The organism is Nocardioides pollutisoli, assembly GCF_040045055.1.
GTDB lineage: Bacteria > Actinomycetota > Actinomycetes > Propionibacteriales > Nocardioidaceae > Nocardioides > Nocardioides tweenelious.
The window spans coordinates 140,578-155,784 of record NZ_JBDZDU010000002.1 but is presented as its reverse complement, the minus strand read 5'-3'; the positions used below and the strand labels follow the sequence as shown (position 1 = coordinate 155,784).

Below are 15,207 nucleotides of genomic sequence, written 5' to 3'. Positions count from 1 at the left end.
TACGGTGCACGCATGAACCCTGTGACCGGACTTTCCCTCGGCCGGATCGCGGTCGGTGCCGTGGCGGTGGCCGACCCCGAGCGTGGCGCGCGCATCTTCCAGCTCGACCCGGTGTCGAACCCCCAGCTCCCCTACGTCACCCGGCTCTTCGGCATCCGGGAGATCGCGCTGGGTCTGGCGACGCTGATCAGCAGCGGCAAGACCCGCAAGGGCATGGTCGGCATCGGCATCCTCGTCGACGCCGCCGACGGCGCGACCGGCTACCTCGCGATGCAGGACGGTTCGATCTCGCGCAAGACCGCGATGACGCTCATGGGTCCCGCTGCGGGTGCCGTGGGCTCCGGGCTGCTCGCGCTCGTACGCCGCGGCTGAGCACCCGCCCTAGGTCAGCAGGAAGACCGACAGGGCGACCAGGCCCACCAGCACGATCACGACCCGGAGCACGCCGCTGGGCAGCCGGCGGCCCACGGTCGCGCCCAGCTGGCCGCCGATCACCGAACCGACGCCGATGAGCAGCACGATCCGCCAGTCGACGTCCGCCACGAAGGCGAAGATCAGCCCGGCGACGGCGTTGACGATGGCGGCGAGGATGTTCTTGACGGCGTTGAGCCGCTGGAGGTCCTCGTCGATCCCGATGCCGAGGATCGCCATCAGCAGCACGCCCTGGGCAGCGCCGAAGTAGCCGCCGTAGACACCCGTGCCGGCGACGGCCGGCCAGACCCACCAGACCCCGCGGTGCGGCATCCCGCCGCTCGCGTCGTGGCGGCGCGCGACCGCGGCCGAGATCCGGGGCTGGAGGGCCACCAGCACACATCCGAGCAGGATCAGGGCGGGCACGATGGCGATGAAGGCGCCGTCGGGCAGCACCAGCAGGAGGACGGCCCCGACGATCGCACCGAGCAGCGACGCGCTGGCCAGGCGGGTGATCCGCGAGCGCTGGCCGGCGAGCTCGCGCCGGTAGCCGATCACTCCGGAGACCGATCCCGGCACCAGACCGATGGTGTTGGAGACGTTGGCGGTCACCGGAGGGACGCCGAACGCCAGCAGGGTCGGGAACGTGATCAACGTCCCCGACCCCACCACGGTGTTGATGGTGCCGGCCGCGACCCCGGCGAGCAGGATCGCGACGACCTCGAACGGGCTCACGAAGCGGGCGGCTCCTCCGGCGGCGCCGGGGGCACCTCACCGGGGTCCACGGCCGGGTCGGTCGCCGTCGGGAGGTTCTTGCCTGGGTTGGCGGCTCGGTTGGCCTCGGCGATCGCGGCCTCGACGGCGGCGTTCGTCTGGCTCAGCTGCTCGTCGATCGCGGGCACCACCGGCTCGCTCGGGCCCATGTCGACGCGCTTCACGGGTCCCTCGACCTTGTCCGGGATGCCCTGGAGGCTGTTCATCGTCGAGCCGAGCCCCTCGAGGGCCTTGCCGATCTCGCTCGGGACGATCCACACCTTGTTGGCGTCGCCCTCGGCGATCTTCGGCATCATCTGGAGGTACTGGTAGGCCAGCAGCGACTGGTCGGGCCGACCGTCGTGGATCGCCTGGAAGACCGTCTGGATGGCCTGTCCCTCACCCTGCGCCCGCAGGATCGAGGACTCCCGGTCGGCCTGGGCGCGCAGGATCTGCGACTCGCGCGCACCCTCGGCGTTCAGGATCGACGACTGCTTGGCGCCCTCGGCCGTGAGGATCGCGGCCTGCCGCTGACCCTCCGCGGTGAGGATGACGGCCCGCTTCTCACGGTCGGCGCGCATCTGCTTCTCCATCGAGTCCTTGATGGAGGGCGGCGGGTCGATGCCCTTGAGCTCGACGCGGTTGACCCGGATGCCCCACTTGCCGGTGGCCTCGTCGAGGACACCGCGCAGGCCGGAGTTGATCTGGTCGCGGCTGGTCAGCGTCTCCTCGAGGTCCATGCCACCGACGATGTTGCGGAGCGTGGTCATCGTGAGCTGCTCGATCGCCTGGATGTAGTTGGCGATCTCGTACGTCGCGGCGATCGGGTCGGTGACCTGGAAGTAGATGACCGTGTCGATCGAGACCACCAGGTTGTCCTCGGTGATCACCGGCTGCGGCGGGAAGCTCACGACCTGCTCACGCAGGTCGATGACGTAGCGCACCTTGTCGACGAACGGCACGACGATGTTGAGGCCCGCGGGCAGCGTGGCCTTGTACTTGCCGAACCGCTCGACGATGCCGGCGCGGGCCTGCGGGATGATCTGGACCGTCTTCGCGAGCAGCGCGATCACGAAGATGACGACCAGCAACAGCAGGATCAGGATCACCAGGGGCACGAGACACTCCCTCTCATTCGCCGAGCTCGGGTACTGGATGGACGTACGCCGTCGCGCCGCGGATCTCGAAGACCTCCACGGTGGCGCCGGGTTCGATCGTGAGGTGCTCGTCGTACGGCGCGGCCGACCAGGTCTCCCCCGCCAGCTTGATCTGGCCCAGGTCGTGGCCGGTCATCCGCTGGGTGACGACCGCGCGCTCACCGACCAGCTTGCCGTGCCCGAGACGGAGCTCCGGGCCGCTGTTCAGCTTGGCGACGAGCGAGGGACGCACCAGCGCGAGCATCGCGACGGAGGCTGCGCCGGCGACCAGGATCTGCACGACGACGGCCGCACCGAGCGCTGCGGTGAGCATGCCGGCAAGGGCGCCGACGGCGAGCATGACCAGGATGAGGTCGAGGCTGACCAGCTCTGCCACCCCGAACAGGACGGCAACACTGAGCCAGGCGGCCCACGCGTTGTCGCTCAACCAGTCCATGCCGTGACCCTAGCCGCACATGCGTCGAGAACCAGGGTCTAGCCCCGACGGGTACGCCGACGGGCGTTCCAGCGTCCGTCCTCGTGGTTGAGCACTAGCGGCATCCCGAACGTCGCCGACAGCGTCGTCGCGGTGACGACCTCCTCGATCGGACCCGCCTCCACGACCTGGCCGCGTCGCAGGAGCAGCGCGTGGGTGAAGCCGGGCGGGATCTCCTCGACGTGGTGGGAGACCAGCACGGTGGCGGGCGACGCCTCGTCGGCGGCCAGCACCGACAGCGTCGACACGAGGTCCTCGCGACCGCCGAGGTCGAGACCAGCAGCGGGCTCGTCGAGGAGCAGCAGCTCGGGGTCGGCCATCAGCGCCCGGGCGATCTGCACCCGCTTGCGCTCGCCCTCGCTGAGCGTGCCGAACGTCCGGTCGGCGAGATGGCTGGCGCCGACCTCCGTCAGCAGCTGGACCGCCCGCTCGTGGTCGAGGTCGTCGTAGGCCTCGCGCCAGCGGCCCACGACGCCGTACGACGCCGACACGACCACGTCGTGGACGCGCTCGGACCGTGGGACCCGCTCCGCGAGGGCGGCGCTGGTGATGCCGATGCGGGGGCGCAGCTCGAAGACGTCGACGGTGCCGAGGACCTCGTCGAGGATCCCGGCCACCCCCGAGGTCGGGTGGATCTGGGCGCTCGCGACCTGGAGGAGCGTCGTCTTCCCGGCGCCGTTGGGACCTAGGATCACCCAGCGCTCGTCCTCCTCGACGCGCCACGAGACGCGGTCGAGCAGGGTGGCCTGTCCCCGCCTGATGGTGACCTCGGCGAAGTCCAGGACGGCTGTCATGGCGCCCACCCTAGCGAGACGTCGGAGCGAGCCGACGGCGTATCGTCACGCGCCGTGACCACCCCGCTGCCACCGTCCGCCCGCCTCGCCTGGTGGGGCACCGCCTGGCTGCGCGGGCAGGTCGTCACGGACCTCCTGGTCGACGCGCTGATCGGCGACGACGCGACCCACGCCGTCGCCGGACTGCCCGGCGCCGACGGCACGGAGACCCTGGTCGGCGCGCTCGGCCGCCTGCGTACGGCGGGCGCCACGTCCTTCGGGCTGGCCCTGCCGGTCGAGGGCGACCCGCTCGGGCTCGGCGGGCCGGCCGCCTTCAACGCGGACGCGCTCGACGTCGGCGAGGCCGTCGTCGTCGCCGGAACCGGGCTCGGCCTGGTGCCGGAGCGCACCGGCGCCGCGGTGATCTGGACGGCGCACCCCGCCGAGCGCCGCCAGCTGCCCGACGTCGGTGACGCGGACCGCGACCTGCGCGCCACGCTCGTCGGCGCCGCAGACGCGCTGGCCCGCCTCGAGGTCGCGAAGTGGCGTCCCGAGGTCGCCGACCGGCTGATGAACCTGCGCCACCTCGAGCCCGTCGTCGCCCCGGACGGTGTGCCGCCGCGGTGCGTGGAGCTGGCCGCGCGCGGGATCCTCGCGACCGGCATCGTCGACCTCGCCCTCGAGGACGACGGCGGGGCGATCACGGCGTACGACATCGCCGAGCGCCGGGCCGCGCTGGTGCCGCTCGAGCGTGCTGGGCGCCGTGCTCTCGTCGCCGCCTGCTCGCCCGAGGTGTGGCCGCCCTCCTGAGCCCGCTCAGGCCGACGCCCACACGCCCAGCTCGTTGCCGGCCGGATCGGTGAAGTGGAACCGCCGACCGCCCGGGAACTCGTAGGGCCCTTCAACCACCTCCCCTCCGGCCGCCGTCACCGCCGTCGCCGTCGCGTCGAGGTCGTCGGAGTAGAGCAGGACCAGGACGCCGCCCCGGACCGACTCCCGGGCGGCGTTGAGCCCGCCTACCTCGCCCTCCCCGTCGCTCCAGCGGATGCCGGCGTAGTCGGGCCCGTAGTCGTTGAACGTCCAGCCGAAGGCCTGCTCGTAGAACGACCGGGTGCGGGCCATCCGGTCGCCGACGTAGATCTCGACGTAGTCGATCGCGTGATGGATGTTGGTCATGTCTCGACGGTAGGCCGGACCACGGACATCTGCCCGGGCACCGATAGCCTCAGGCACTGAGATGACTGACCCACGCGCCGGTGTGAAGCCGGAGACCCTCCTCATCACGCTGACCGGCAAGGACCGACCGGGCGTGACGTCCTCGGTGTTCGCGGCCCTCGCCGGTGCCGGCATCCACGTCCTCGACATCGAGCAGATCGTGCTCCGCGGACGGCTGATCCTCGGCGTGCTCGTGACCGCTCCCCGCAACGTCGCGCGGGTCAAGACGGCCGTGGAGCAGACCGCGTCCGACCTCGGGATGAGCGTCGACGTCGACCACGGCGTCGGCGACAACAAGTCCCGGGGCGAGGGTCGCTCCCACGTGACGATCATCGGCACCCCGCTGCGCGCGAGCGCGATGGCCGCGGTCGCCGGGCGGATCGCCGACGCGGGCGGCAACATCGACCGGATCGAGCGGATGGCGCGCTATCCCGTGACCGCCATCGACCTGCACGTCTCCGGGGTCGACACCGACCAGCTGCGTACCGTGCTGGCGATCGAGGCCGCCACCCATGGCGTCGACATCGCCGTCCAGGCCGCCAACCTGCTCCGCCGCGGCACCCGACTGATCGTGATGGACGTGGACTCGACCCTCATCCAGGGCGAGGTGATCGAGATGCTCGCCGCCCACGCCGGGTGCGAGCCCGAGGTCGCCGCCGTCACCGAGGCCGCGATGCGCGGCGAGCTCGACTTCGAGGCCTCGCTCCGCTCGCGGGTCGCCCTCCTCGAGGGGGTGCCCGCCACGGCCCTCGACGAGGTGTACGACGCGATCGTGCTCGCCCCCGGCGCCCGCACCCTGGTCCGGACGCTCCGCCGGCTCGGCTACCGGTTCGCGCTGGTGTCGGGCGGCTTCAGCCAGATCACCGACCGGCTCGCGGACGACCTCGGCATCCACTTCTCCCGCGCCAACGAGCTCGAGATCGTGGACGGCGTCCTCACCGGACGCATCGTCGGGCCGGTCGTCGACCGCGCGGGCAAGGCGGCCGCGCTGCGCGAGTTCGCCGCGGAGATCGGCGTCCTCGAGGAGGCGACCATCGCGATCGGCGACGGCGCCAACGACCTCGACATGCTCAACGCCGCAGGGCTCGGCATCGCCTACAACGCCAAGCCCCTGGTGCAGGACGCCGCCGACACAGCCGTCAACGTGCCCTACCTCGACGCGATCATGTACCTCCTCGGCATCTCCCGCGAGGAGATCGAGGCGGCCGACCGCGAGGCGGGGTTCGTCACCCCGAGCCCGCCCGTCTGAGCTGCCCCTGCCGGAGCCTGCGACGGCAGGGACCCAGCAGCCAGGACGAGCAGTCGCGCGAGCGAGCAACGAGCTCGCGACCGACGTATCGAGACCGAGGCTCAGCCGCGCCCGACGTGGAAGTCGACGAGGCTGGCCGAGCCCCAGCCGAGGTCGGCCCAGGAACCGTCGTGGTCGAACACCGCGACCGCGCTGGTCGGGAAGCCCGAGACGAGGCCCTCCGCGTGCTCCGGCGACGCGTCCCCGTCGTCGAGCAGCTGCGCGAGCGAGCCCATCGTCGGGTTGTGACCGACCACGACCAGCGACGTGACGTCGTCGCCCGTGAGCCGGATCAGGTCGAGCGCGGTGTCCGGCCCGGCGGCGTAGAGGCCGCGGTCGAGCTCGGGGTCGAGGTCCCAGTCGGCGCCGGCTTCGACGTACGCCCAGGTCTCGCGGGTGCGCAGCGCGGCCGACACCAGCGCGTGGTCGGGCGCCGGACCGATCCCGGCGAGCCACCGGCCGGCCTCCTCGGCGTCCCGGTGGCCACGAGCGGCCAGCGGCCGGTCGAAGTCGGTCGGCCCGTCCTGCTCGGCCTTCGCGTGCCGCATCACGACCAGTCGGCGCACGTCACGCACCCATCGCGTGCAGACCGCCGTCCACGTGGATGATCTCGCCCGTGGTCGCCGGGAAGAGGTCCGACAGCAACGCGCAGACGGCCTTGGCCGTCGGCTCCTGGTCGGTGTTGTCCCAGCCCAGCGGCGCGCGGTCGCTCCACATCGACTCGAGGTCCTCGAAGCCGGGGATCGCCTTCGCGGCCAGCGTCTTCAGCGGACCGGCGGACACCAGGTTGCACCGGATGCCGTGCGCACCGAGGTCGCGCGCCAGATAGCGCGAGGTGGACTCGAGAGCGGCCTTGGCCACGCCCATCCAGTCGTACGCCGGCCAGGCGACGGTCGCGTCGAAGGTCAGACCCACGATGGAACCGCCGGGGCCCATCAGCGGGCGGGCCGCCTCGGCCAGCGACTTCAGCGAGTAGGCCGAGACCTGCACGGCCTGGGCCACGTCGGGCCACGGCCCGGTCAGGAACTGGCCGCCGAGCAGCGTCTCCGGGTTGCCGAACGCGATCGAGTGGACCACGCCGTCGAGCCCGTCGACGTGCTCGCGCACCTGGGCCTCCAGGCCGGCGAGGTGGTCGTCGTCGGTCACGTCGAGCTCGAGCACGGGCGGCTCGACGGGGAGCCGCTTGGCGATCCGCCGGGTGATGCCCAGGGCCCGCCCGAAGTTGGAGATCAGCACGGTCGCGCCCTGCTCCTGCGCCACCTTCGCGGCCGCGAAGCCGATGGAGCTGTCCATCGTCACGCCCGCGACCAGGATCCGCTTGCCCTCGAGGATGCCGCCCATGTCAGTGCCCCATTCCCAGTCCACCGTCGACCGGGATCACTGCCCCGGTGACGTACGACGCGCCGGGGCCGGTCAGCCACAGCACGGTCTCCGCGATGTCCTCCACTGCGCCGTAGCGGCCCAGCGGGACCTGTGCCTTGATGGCCGCCTTCTGCTCGTCGGTGAGCACGCCGGTCATGTCGGTCTCGATGAAGCCCGGCGCGACGACGTTCGCCGTGATCGACCGGGAGCCGAGCTCGCGGGCGATCGAGCGCGCCATGCCGACGAGGCCGGACTTCGACGCCGCGTAGTTGACCTGCCCGGCCGAGCCGAGCAGGCCGACGACCGATGAGATGAAGACGATCCGGCCGCGGCGCAGGCGCAGCATCCCCTTCGAGGCGCGCTTGGCGAGCCGGAAGGAGCCGGTCAGGTTGGTGTCGATGACCGAGGACCAGTCGTCGTCGGACATCCGCAGCAGCAGCGTGTCGGCGGTGATGCCGGCGTTGGCGACCAGCACCTCGACCGGCCCGTGGGCCTCCTCGATCTGCGCGAACGCCGCCTCGACCTGCCCGGCGTCGGTGATGTCGCACCGGACGTCGAGGGTCCCGTCGGGCGCTCCGCCGCTGCGGGTGGTGACGGCGACCTTGTCGCCGTTCGCCACGAACGCCTCGGCGATCGCGCGGCCGATGCCGCGGTTGCCGCCGGTCACGAGGACCGACCTGGGCTCCACTGGTTCGCTCACGTCACGAGACGCTAGCGACTACCCGTGGGTACACAGAACCCAGCCTCAGTCGTCCTCGAGCCGGAAGCCGACCTTGATGCCGACCTGGAAGTGCTCGACGACGCCGTCCTTGACCTGCCCGCGCACCTGGGTGACCTCGAACCAGTCGAGGTGGCGCAGGGTCTTGCCGGCGCGCTCGACGCCGTTGCGGATGGCCGCGTCGATGCCGTCCGGCGAGGTGCCGACGATCTCGGTGACGCGGTAGGTGCGGTTGGTCATGGTGGCCTCCGGTTACGGGCGCAGATGCGGGCGTGGGACACCGACACTAGCGACGTACAGTGGGCGTCATGGCCAGGGACCTGCGACGTGAGCAGGACGAGGCGGTCCGCATCACCACCGCCGCGTCGAGCCGCCACGCCGACATCGCGGCCCGGCAGAAGCGCTACCTCTTCTCGATGACGCTCCGGTCGCTGTGCTTCGTCGGCGCGATCATCGCGGCGCTGTCCGGCGTCGGGTGGCTGTGGCCGATCCTGATCGCCGGCGCGCTGATCCTCCCCTACATCGCGGTCGTGATGGCGAACGCCGCTTTCACCAAGGACGACGGCTTCGATCTCCCTACCGGCCAGTACGCCGCGCGCGAGCTCGGGACCCCCGAACGCACTGCTCCAGACACGCCGGGAGCCGGTGGCGCGCGTCCTTGACTTCGGTCACCGGAATGACAGAATCGCCGCGCGAGCCGGGTCTCCCCCGTCCCGGGTCGCCGTGGTGCCGGACAGCTTCCCCCGTGGCTGTCTGGCACCACTTTCACGTGTTCAGGAGACTCTCGTGACCGAAGCCCAAGCCGACCTCGACGTGTGCTCGGCGAAGGGCTGCCAGGCCTCGGCCACCTGGGAGCTCCTCTGGAACAACCCGAAGCTGCACACGCCCGACCGCCGCAAGATCTGGCTGGCCTGCGACGACCACAAGACGTCGCTGTCGGACTTCCTCGGCGCCCGAGGCTTCCTCAAGGACGTCGTAGGGCACTAACCGCCGATGGCGGACATCGGCCGGTCCGGCTGCAGGAACGTCGGGTCGTCGATGCCGTGCCCGGCCCGCTTGCCCAGCATGGCGGTCACCCAGCGGTCGGCGATCTCCTCGTCAGTGGCGCCAGCACGCAGTGCACCGCGGAGATCCGACTCCTCACGGGCGAAGAGGCAGTTGCGGATCTGGCCGTCGGCGGTGAGCCGCACCCGGTCGCAGTCACCGCAGAAGGGCCGGGTGACCGATGCGATCACGCCGACCGTGGCCGGGCCGCCGTCGACCTGGAAGAGCTCGGCCGGAGCGCTGCCGCGCGGCTCGATGGCCGGCGTGAGCTCGAACTCGGCCTCGAGCCACGTGAAGATCTCGTCGGCGGTCACCATGCCGTCGCGGCTCCAGCCGTGCTGGGCGTCGAGCGGCATCTGCTCGATGAACCGCAGCTCGTAGCCCTCCGCGATCGCCCAGCGCAGCAGCTCGGGCGCCTGGTCGTCGTTGTGGCCGCGCATCAGGACGGCGTTGATCTTGACCGGTCCCAGCCCGGCGTCGCGAGCCGCCGCGAGCCCGGCGAGCACGTCGTCGAGCCGGTCGCGCCGGGTGATCGCGCGGAAGGTGTCGCGCCGGATGCTGTCGAGGCTGACGTTGACCCGGTCGAGCCCCGCCTCGGCGAGCGCCGTGGCGTTGCGGGCCAGACCCAGGGCGTTGGTCGTCATCGAGAGGTCGAGCGACGGGGCCGCCTCATGCGTACGGCGCACGATGTCGACCAGTCCGCGGCGCACCAGGGGTTCGCCGCCGGTGAAGCGCACCTCGCGGATGCCGAGCAGCTCCGCGCCGATCCGCACCAGCCGGACCACCTCGTCGTCGGTGAGCACCGACTCGTCCGGCAGCCAGTCGAGGCCCTCGGCGGGCATGCAGTAGGAGCAGCGCAGGTTGCACCGGTCGGTCAGCGAGACCCGCAGGTCGCTCGCCACCCGGCCGTACCGGTCCACCAGCCCCTGTGTCGTCACCACCACAGTCTAGGGAGGGCACCTGACACCGCTCGCCGCAGGCGCCCACGCGCCGGATAACCTCGACGGGTGCGGTCGTTGCGTTTCCTGCTGAGCCGACGGTGGGTGCTCTTCGCGCTCGTCGTCGTCCTGCTGGCGTACGCCGCGTGGTGGCTCGGCGAGTGGCAGTTCCACCGGCTGGCGGCCCGCAAGGCCGACAACGCGATCGTCCGCACCAACGAGGCACGCGACCCGGCACCCGTGGCCGAGGTGCTCACCCCGGGCCGACCGGTCGACGACACCGAGGAGTGGCGCCAGGTCACCGCGACCGGCACCTACGACACGGGCGACACCGTCATCGTCCGTTACCGCACCCGCGACGGCGCCTCGGGCATCGACGCGGTCGTCCCGCTGGTCACCGCCGACGGCACCTCGCTGCTCGTGGACCGGGGCTGGATGGCGGCCGACAACGAGGGCGCCTCCCCCGACGACGTGCCCGCCCCTCCAGCCGGCGAGGTCACCGTCACCGGCTGGGTCCGCACCGACGCCACCGGCGACAGCACCAAGGTGAGCGACCAGTCGACCCGGGCGATCTCCAGCGAGGAGATCGGGACGGCCCTCGACCGGCCGGTCTACGGCGGGTTCGTGGAGCTCGAGTCCGAGGACGGACAGCCGGCCGACGGCCTCCTGCCCGTCGAGATGCCCGAGCTCGACAACGGTCCGCACTTCTTCTACGGCCTGCAGTGGTGGTTCTTCGGCGTGCTCGCCGTCTTCGGCTTCGGCTACCTCGCCTGGGACGAGTGGCGCACCAGCCGCCGCGGCGAGGAGACCTCGCGCACCGAGACGGTCCTGGCCGAGCGCAAGCAGAAGCGGGCAGCCAAGAACGCCAAGAAGCAGAAGGTGCGCGCGGCGTACCAGAAGGCGTACGCCGCCGAGCGGGAGGCGCGGGCTCAGAGGGCGCGGAGCATCCCGCCGTCGACCGGGAGCATCGACCCGGAGACGAAGGACGAGGCGGGCGACAGCAAGAAGGCCGCGACCCGGCCGAACTCCTCCGGCTCGCCGTAGCGGCCGAGCGGGATCGACCTCACCGCCGACGCACGCGCAGCATCGGCGTCGCCGGTGGCGGCGTCGAGCTCGGCGACCCGGTCGGTGCCGACCCGGCCCGGCAGCAGCGCGTTGACGCGGACTCCGGCCGGCCCCAGCTCGTCGGCGAGGGTCTTGGCGACCATGGCCAGACCGGGCCGGAGACCGTTGGAGATCGCCATGTCAGCGAGCGGGGCGCGGACGCTGGACGAGAGCACGAACGCGATCGACCCGCCGTGCGGCAGCACCTGGCCGACCTCGCGGGCCAACCGGACGGCACCGAGGAAGACCGACCCGAACGCCGTCATCCACTGCTCGTCGGTGATCGCGGAGACCGGACCCTTCGGCGGGCCGCCGACGCTGATCAGTGCCCCGTCGAGCCGGCCCCAGCGCTCGGTCGCGGCGGCGATCAGCCGCGCGGGTGCGGACGGCTCGGCGTTGTCGGCGACCACTGGCACGGCCGCGTCGCCCAGCGCCCGGGCCGCGTCGGCGAGCGTGTCCTCGCTCCGGCCCGAGAGCACCACCCGGGCACCCTCGGCGACCAGGCAGTCGGCGGTCGCGCGGCCGAGCCCGCGTGCCCCTCCGGTGACGATGAAGACGCGGTCGGTCAGCTCGAGGTCCATGCGGCCAACCTAGACCGGCGTCGGGGGCAGGTCCTCGACGAACTGGGTGCGGTAGAGGTCGGCGTAGAGGCCCCCGTCGGCGAGCAACGACGCGTGGGTGCCGCGCTGGACGATCTCGCCGCCGTCGACGACCAGGATCTGGTCGGCGTTGCGGACCGTCGAGAGCCGGTGCGCGATCACCAGCGAGGTCCGCCCGTCGAGTGCGGCGTCGAGCGCGCGTTGGACGGCGGCCTCGGACTCGCTGTCGAGGTGGGCGGTGGCCTCGTCGAGCACCACGATGGCCGGAGCCTTGAGCAGGAGCCGCGCGATCGCGAGCCGCTGGCGCTCGCCGCCGGAGAGCCGGTAGCCGCGGTCGCCGACGACGGTGTCGAGGCCGTCGGGCAGGGCCCGGACCAGCGGGGCGATCTGCGCGGCCTCCAGCGCCGCCCAGATCTCCGGGTCGTCGGCGTGCGGCCGGGCGTAGAGGAGGTTGGCCCGGATCGTGTCGTGGAACATGTGGGCGTCCTGGGTGACGTAGCCGACGACGTCCTCGAGCGACTGCAGCGTCACGTCGCGCACGTCGTGGCCGCCGACCCGGACGGCTCCCCCGCCGACGTCGTACAGCCGCGCGACCAGGTGGGTGATCGTCGTCTTGCCGGCGCCCGAGGGGCCGACCAGGGCGACCATCTGACCGGGCTCGGCCGTGAACGTGATGTCACCGAGCACCGGACCGGAGTCGCGCGACTCGACCCGCGCCACCGACTCGAGCGACGCCAGCGAGATCTCGTCCGCGCGCGGGTAGCCGAACGCGACGTGGTCGAACTCCAGCCGGGACGCCGACGGCGGCAGCGCGACGGCGTCGGGCCGCTCCTGAATCAGGGACGGCAGGTCGAGGACCTCGAAGACGCGCTCGAAGCTGACGAGCGCGGTCATCACGTCGATGCGCACGTTGGAGAGACCCTGGAGCGGGCCCAGGAGCCGGACGAGCAGGGTGGCCAGGGCGACGAGCGTGCCGACCGTCAGCGTGCCGTCGATGGCGAGGCGGCCGCCCACGCCGTAGACGACCGCGGTCGCGACGGCGGGGACCGCGAGCATCGCGGCGAGGAAGACCCGCTGGATGAGGGAGATCTGGATCCCGAGATCGCGGACCACGCCGGCCTTCGAGGCGAACATCGCGTCCTCCTCGTCGCGGCGACCGAAGAGCTTCAGCAGCATCACCCCGCCGACGTTGAAGCGCTCGGTCATGGCGTTGCCCATGTCGGCGTTGCCGTTCATCTGGTCGCGGGTGAGCCCGGCCAGCCGGCTGCCCACCCAGCGCGAGGCGACGATCAGGATCGGGAAGAGCAGCAGGCACAGCACCGTGACCTCCCAGCTCAGCGCGAGCATGGCGATCCCGACCACGACCACGGAGATCGCGTTGGAGACCGTGCCCGAGAGCGTGGAGGTGAACGCGCGCTGGGCGCCGATGACGTCGTTGTTGAGCCGCGAGACCAGGGCCCCGGTCTGGGTGCGGGTGAAGAAGGCGAGCGACTGGCGCTGCACGTGGCCGAAGACCTGGGTGCGGAGGTCGAAGATCAGCCCCTCACCGATGCGCGAGGACAGGTAGCCGGTCACGACGCTGAGCAGGGCGTCGAAGAGTGCGACGACGACCATGGCGAGCGCCAGTCCGGTCACGAGCGCACTGTCGCCCTTCACGATGCCGTCGTCGACGATCCGCTTGACCAGCAGGGGCGACACGACGACCAACCCGGCGTCGATGACCGTGAACCCGAGGAAGAGCGTGATCAGCGACCGGTGCGGCAGGGCGTAGCTGACCACCCTCCGGACCGTGCCCGGGGCGAGCTTCTGGTTGGCGGCGCTCCGATCGCTGCGCATCGCGCGCATCGCCGGGCCGAAACCCATCCCCATCGACATCGCTGCCGCCTTCCTATCCGCCCATCAGCGCGACCAGCTCGCGGAACCGCCGCAGCTGGGCCTCACGCTCGAGGCGACGCTGCTCGTCGAGGCTGCGGTCGGCAGCACCCTGGAGCAGTGCCGTGGTCTCGCGCACCGCGCCGGCCATCGGCGCGATCAGGGCTCCGGCGAGGTCCGCGACCGTGGCCTCGAGGTCGTCGACGGGTACGGCGGCCAGCGCCAGCCCGATGTCGACGGCCTCCGCAGCCCCGACCATCCGTGCGGTCGCGCAGATCTCCAGTGCCCTGGCGTAGCCAACGCTCTCGACGAGGGGCTTTGTTCCCGTCAGGTCGGGCACCAGGCCGAGGGCGGACTCCTTCATGCAGAACTGGGCGTCTTCGGCCACGACCCGCAGGTCGCACGAGAGCGCGAGCTGGAAGCCGGCGCCGATGGCGTAGCCGTGCACGGCCGCGATCGACACGAAGCTCGGGTCGCGCAGCCAGGTGAAGCCGCGCTGGAAGCCGTCGATCGCCGACGACACCTCCTCGTCGGAGCGCGTCATGAGGGACGCCACGGAGTCGGGACCGGTGCCGGCCGGGTCGAGCATCGAGCGGTCGAGACCCGCGGAGAACGCCGCGCCGGCGCCCCTCACCACCACGACCCGGACGTCGTCCGGGATCTCGGCGCCGATGGCGGCGAGCGCGTGCCACATCGTCGGCGTCTGCGCGTTGCGCACCTGCGGCCGGTTGAGCGTGATCGTGGCGATCGGACCGGCCACGTCGTACTGCAGGCCGGCGTCCTCGAGCGTCTTCGGGTCCATGGTGCGCAATCTAGCCGTGGCTCAGCCGAGCGCCGGCAGCCGGGCGGCCAGTGGTCCTGCGCCGTCGGGGACCGGTCGCCGTCCGGTGCCGATCAGCACGGCGTCCTCCGCCGTCCAGTCGGCCGGGAGGGGTCCGGCGAGGGCCGCGACGGTGTCGCCCGCCAGGTCGAGCGCCGAGCCGGGCGCGGGTTGCCCGGCCAGCAGGTCGAGGTGGTGGATGACGTCCTCGACGGCCCAGATCGCCAGGAAGTCGCCCGCGGTGAACACCTGCCCCTGCCAGAGGTAGTGGCCCTCGGCGAGCCCGGCAGTGCCGCGGAGGACCGCCTCGGCGACGTCGCGGAGCTGGGAGCAGGCGGAGCTGGGCCGGGAGTAGGACGCCGACCGTCGTCGCTGCGCCATCAGCGTCACGAGCGGGTCACCGGTCTCCTCCTCGGCGAAGACCGGCCAGTACGACGCGGCGTCGACCGTCGGCTCCTGCTCGACGGGCGACACGAAGCCGCCGAGCATCTCCTGCCAGCCCGCGATGACGTGGACGACGACGTCGAGGCGGGTCCAGCCGTGGCAGCGCGAGGCACCGAGCAGCGCGAGCTCGTCGAAGCCGTCGACGGCGTCCACGAACGCCGTCACCGAGTCGCGGGCGGCGGTGGGGGCGGTCTCCAGGTCGATGGTGAGGTCCATGGGCGCGACCCTAGGCGC

Annotated in this window: 20 protein-coding genes; 6 read left to right on the top strand and 14 right to left on the bottom strand. The window is 72.0% G+C overall.

The window, feature by feature from the left end:
• The first annotated feature begins 12 nt into the window (after positions 1-12).
• Complete coding sequence (locus tag ABLE68_RS18815) at positions 13-372, top strand: DUF4267 domain-containing protein (protein ID WP_348873460.1); 360 nt, start codon at positions 13-15, stop codon at positions 370-372.
• Between the two features lie 9 nt (positions 373-381).
• Here ABLE68_RS18815 and ABLE68_RS18810 read toward each other — a convergent pair whose 3' ends face one another.
• From ABLE68_RS18810 to ABLE68_RS18795, 4 genes are read right to left on the bottom strand one after another with little or no spacing between them, the layout of a single operon-like run.
• A complete protein-coding gene (locus ABLE68_RS18810; protein ID WP_348873459.1) occupies positions 382-1,146 on the bottom strand; it encodes a sulfite exporter TauE/SafE family protein in 765 nt (254 codons plus the stop codon).
• On the bottom strand, positions 1,143-2,276 hold the full coding sequence (locus ABLE68_RS18805; RefSeq protein ID WP_425475661.1) for an SPFH domain-containing protein: 1,134 nt from the start codon (positions 2,274-2,276) through the stop codon (positions 1,143-1,145). The genes ABLE68_RS18810 and ABLE68_RS18805 overlap by 4 nt, the downstream gene beginning before the upstream one ends.
• Positions 2,277-2,295: 19 nt before the next feature.
• Positions 2,296-2,757: an NfeD family protein gene (locus ABLE68_RS18800; protein ID WP_348873457.1), complete on the bottom strand. Its 462-nt coding sequence runs from the start codon at positions 2,755-2,757 to the stop codon at positions 2,296-2,298.
• Between the two features lie 38 nt (positions 2,758-2,795).
• The gene (locus ABLE68_RS18795) at positions 2,796-3,590 is read right to left on the bottom strand and encodes an ABC transporter ATP-binding protein (RefSeq protein WP_348873456.1); all 795 of its coding nucleotides are present in this window, start codon (positions 3,588-3,590) and stop codon (positions 2,796-2,798) included.
• Positions 3,591-3,644: 54 nt separating this feature from the next.
• Between ABLE68_RS18795 and ABLE68_RS18790 the strand changes: the two genes are divergently transcribed.
• Positions 3,645-4,379 carry a hypothetical protein gene (locus ABLE68_RS18790; protein ID WP_348873455.1) on the top strand — a complete coding sequence of 245 codons (735 nt, stop codon included), beginning with the start codon at positions 3,645-3,647 and terminating at the stop codon, positions 4,377-4,379.
• Between the two features lie 6 nt (positions 4,380-4,385).
• Here ABLE68_RS18790 and ABLE68_RS18785 read toward each other — a convergent pair whose 3' ends face one another.
• A complete protein-coding gene (locus ABLE68_RS18785; protein ID WP_348873454.1) occupies positions 4,386-4,745 on the bottom strand; it encodes a VOC family protein in 360 nt (119 codons plus the stop codon).
• A 61-nt stretch (positions 4,746-4,806) separates the two neighbouring features.
• Here ABLE68_RS18785 and serB point away from each other — a divergent pair, with 61 nt between their 5' ends.
• On the top strand, positions 4,807-6,033 hold the full coding sequence (gene serB, locus ABLE68_RS18780) for a phosphoserine phosphatase SerB (RefSeq protein WP_348873453.1): 1,227 nt from the start codon (positions 4,807-4,809) through the stop codon (positions 6,031-6,033).
• Positions 6,034-6,134: 101 nt separating this feature from the next.
• Here the strand turns inward: serB and ABLE68_RS18775 are convergent, their stop codons facing one another.
• Genes ABLE68_RS18775 through ABLE68_RS18760 form a run of 4 tightly spaced genes read right to left on the bottom strand, consistent with a single transcriptional unit; the run spans position 6,135 to position 8,392 of the window.
• The gene (locus ABLE68_RS18775) at positions 6,135-6,638 is read right to left on the bottom strand and encodes a SixA phosphatase family protein (RefSeq protein WP_348873452.1); all 504 of its coding nucleotides are present in this window, start codon (positions 6,636-6,638) and stop codon (positions 6,135-6,137) included.
• Between the two features lies 1 nt (position 6,639).
• Complete coding sequence (fabI, locus tag ABLE68_RS18770; protein WP_348873451.1) at positions 6,640-7,413, bottom strand: enoyl-ACP reductase FabI; 774 nt, start codon at positions 7,411-7,413, stop codon at positions 6,640-6,642.
• A 1-nt stretch (position 7,414) separates the two neighbouring features.
• A complete protein-coding gene (fabG, locus tag ABLE68_RS18765; protein ID WP_348873450.1) occupies positions 7,415-8,134 on the bottom strand; it encodes a 3-oxoacyl-ACP reductase FabG in 720 nt (239 codons plus the stop codon).
• A 45-nt stretch (positions 8,135-8,179) separates the two neighbouring features.
• Positions 8,180-8,392 (bottom strand): dodecin, encoded by a 213-nt coding sequence (locus tag ABLE68_RS18760; RefSeq protein WP_348873449.1) that lies wholly within the window; start codon positions 8,390-8,392, stop codon positions 8,180-8,182.
• A gap of 68 nt (positions 8,393-8,460) precedes the next feature.
• On the opposite strand from ABLE68_RS18760, the gene ABLE68_RS18755 reads away from it, so the two are divergent.
• Positions 8,461-8,814, top strand: coding sequence for a DUF3099 domain-containing protein (locus ABLE68_RS18755; RefSeq protein ID WP_348873448.1), 354 nt, complete (start codon positions 8,461-8,463; stop codon positions 8,812-8,814).
• A 124-nt stretch (positions 8,815-8,938) separates the two neighbouring features.
• Positions 8,939-9,139, top strand: a complete 201-nt coding sequence (locus ABLE68_RS18750; RefSeq protein WP_348873447.1) for an acetone carboxylase — start codon at positions 8,939-8,941, stop codon at positions 9,137-9,139.
• Here the strand turns inward: ABLE68_RS18750 and moaA are convergent.
• A complete protein-coding gene (gene moaA / locus ABLE68_RS18745; RefSeq protein ID WP_348873446.1) occupies positions 9,136-10,137 on the bottom strand; it encodes a GTP 3',8-cyclase MoaA in 1,002 nt (333 codons plus the stop codon). The two genes, ABLE68_RS18750 and moaA, sit on opposite strands and share 4 nt — an antisense overlap.
• Before the next feature lie 66 nt (positions 10,138-10,203).
• Between moaA and ABLE68_RS18740 the strand changes: the two genes are divergently transcribed.
• Positions 10,204-11,178, top strand: coding sequence for an SURF1 family cytochrome oxidase biogenesis protein (locus ABLE68_RS18740; protein WP_348873445.1), 975 nt, complete (start codon positions 10,204-10,206; stop codon positions 11,176-11,178).
• On the opposite strand, the gene ABLE68_RS18735 is transcribed toward ABLE68_RS18740, so the two are convergent.
• The 4 genes from ABLE68_RS18735 to ABLE68_RS18720 are packed head-to-tail and all read right to left on the bottom strand — an operon-like array spanning position 11,064 to position 15,189.
• Positions 11,064-11,819 carry an SDR family oxidoreductase gene (locus ABLE68_RS18735; protein WP_348873444.1) on the bottom strand — a complete coding sequence of 252 codons (756 nt, stop codon included), beginning with the start codon at positions 11,817-11,819 and terminating at the stop codon, positions 11,064-11,066. The two genes, ABLE68_RS18740 and ABLE68_RS18735, sit on opposite strands and share 115 nt — an antisense overlap.
• A gap of 9 nt (positions 11,820-11,828) precedes the next feature.
• A complete protein-coding gene (locus ABLE68_RS18730; protein ID WP_348873443.1) occupies positions 11,829-13,712 on the bottom strand; it encodes an ABC transporter ATP-binding protein in 1,884 nt (627 codons plus the stop codon).
• A 13-nt stretch (positions 13,713-13,725) separates the two neighbouring features.
• Positions 13,726-14,511 carry an enoyl-CoA hydratase/isomerase family protein gene (locus ABLE68_RS18725; RefSeq protein WP_348873442.1) on the bottom strand — a complete coding sequence of 262 codons (786 nt, stop codon included), beginning with the start codon at positions 14,509-14,511 and terminating at the stop codon, positions 13,726-13,728.
• 21 nt (positions 14,512-14,532) lie between these two features.
• Positions 14,533-15,189 (bottom strand): maleylpyruvate isomerase N-terminal domain-containing protein, encoded by a 657-nt coding sequence (locus ABLE68_RS18720; RefSeq protein ID WP_348873441.1) that lies wholly within the window; start codon positions 15,187-15,189, stop codon positions 14,533-14,535.
• Positions 15,190-15,207 lie beyond the last annotated feature (18 nt).

What these genes read in the sequence shown, in the direction of transcription:
- ABLE68_RS18815 (WP_348873460.1), top strand. Translation starts at nt 13, where the DNA reads ATGAACCCTGTGACCGGACTTTCCCTCGGCCGGATCGCGGTCGGTGCC.
- ABLE68_RS18800 (WP_348873457.1), bottom strand. Translation starts at nt 2,757, where the DNA reads ATGGACTGGTTGAGCGACAACGCGTGGGCCGCCTGGCTCAGTGTTGCC.
- ABLE68_RS18795 (WP_348873456.1), bottom strand. Translation starts at nt 3,590, where the DNA reads ATGACAGCCGTCCTGGACTTCGCCGAGGTCACCATCAGGCGGGGACAG.
- ABLE68_RS18785 (WP_348873454.1), bottom strand. Translation starts at nt 4,745, where the DNA reads ATGACCAACATCCATCACGCGATCGACTACGTCGAGATCTACGTCGGC.
- serB (WP_348873453.1), top strand. Translation starts at nt 4,807, where the DNA reads ATGACTGACCCACGCGCCGGTGTGAAGCCGGAGACCCTCCTCATCACG.
- fabI (WP_348873451.1), bottom strand. Translation starts at nt 7,413, where the DNA reads ATGGGCGGCATCCTCGAGGGCAAGCGGATCCTGGTCGCGGGCGTGACG.
- ABLE68_RS18760 (WP_348873449.1), bottom strand. Translation starts at nt 8,392, where the DNA reads ATGACCAACCGCACCTACCGCGTCACCGAGATCGTCGGCACCTCGCCG.
- ABLE68_RS18755 (WP_348873448.1), top strand. Translation starts at nt 8,461, where the DNA reads ATGGCCAGGGACCTGCGACGTGAGCAGGACGAGGCGGTCCGCATCACC.
- ABLE68_RS18735 (WP_348873444.1), bottom strand. Translation starts at nt 11,819, where the DNA reads ATGGACCTCGAGCTGACCGACCGCGTCTTCATCGTCACCGGAGGGGCA.
- ABLE68_RS18730 (WP_348873443.1), bottom strand. Translation starts at nt 13,712, where the DNA reads ATGTCGATGGGGATGGGTTTCGGCCCGGCGATGCGCGCGATGCGCAGC.
- ABLE68_RS18725 (WP_348873442.1), bottom strand. Translation starts at nt 14,511, where the DNA reads ATGGACCCGAAGACGCTCGAGGACGCCGGCCTGCAGTACGACGTGGCC.
- ABLE68_RS18720 (WP_348873441.1), bottom strand. Translation starts at nt 15,189, where the DNA reads ATGGACCTCACCATCGACCTGGAGACCGCCCCCACCGCCGCCCGCGAC.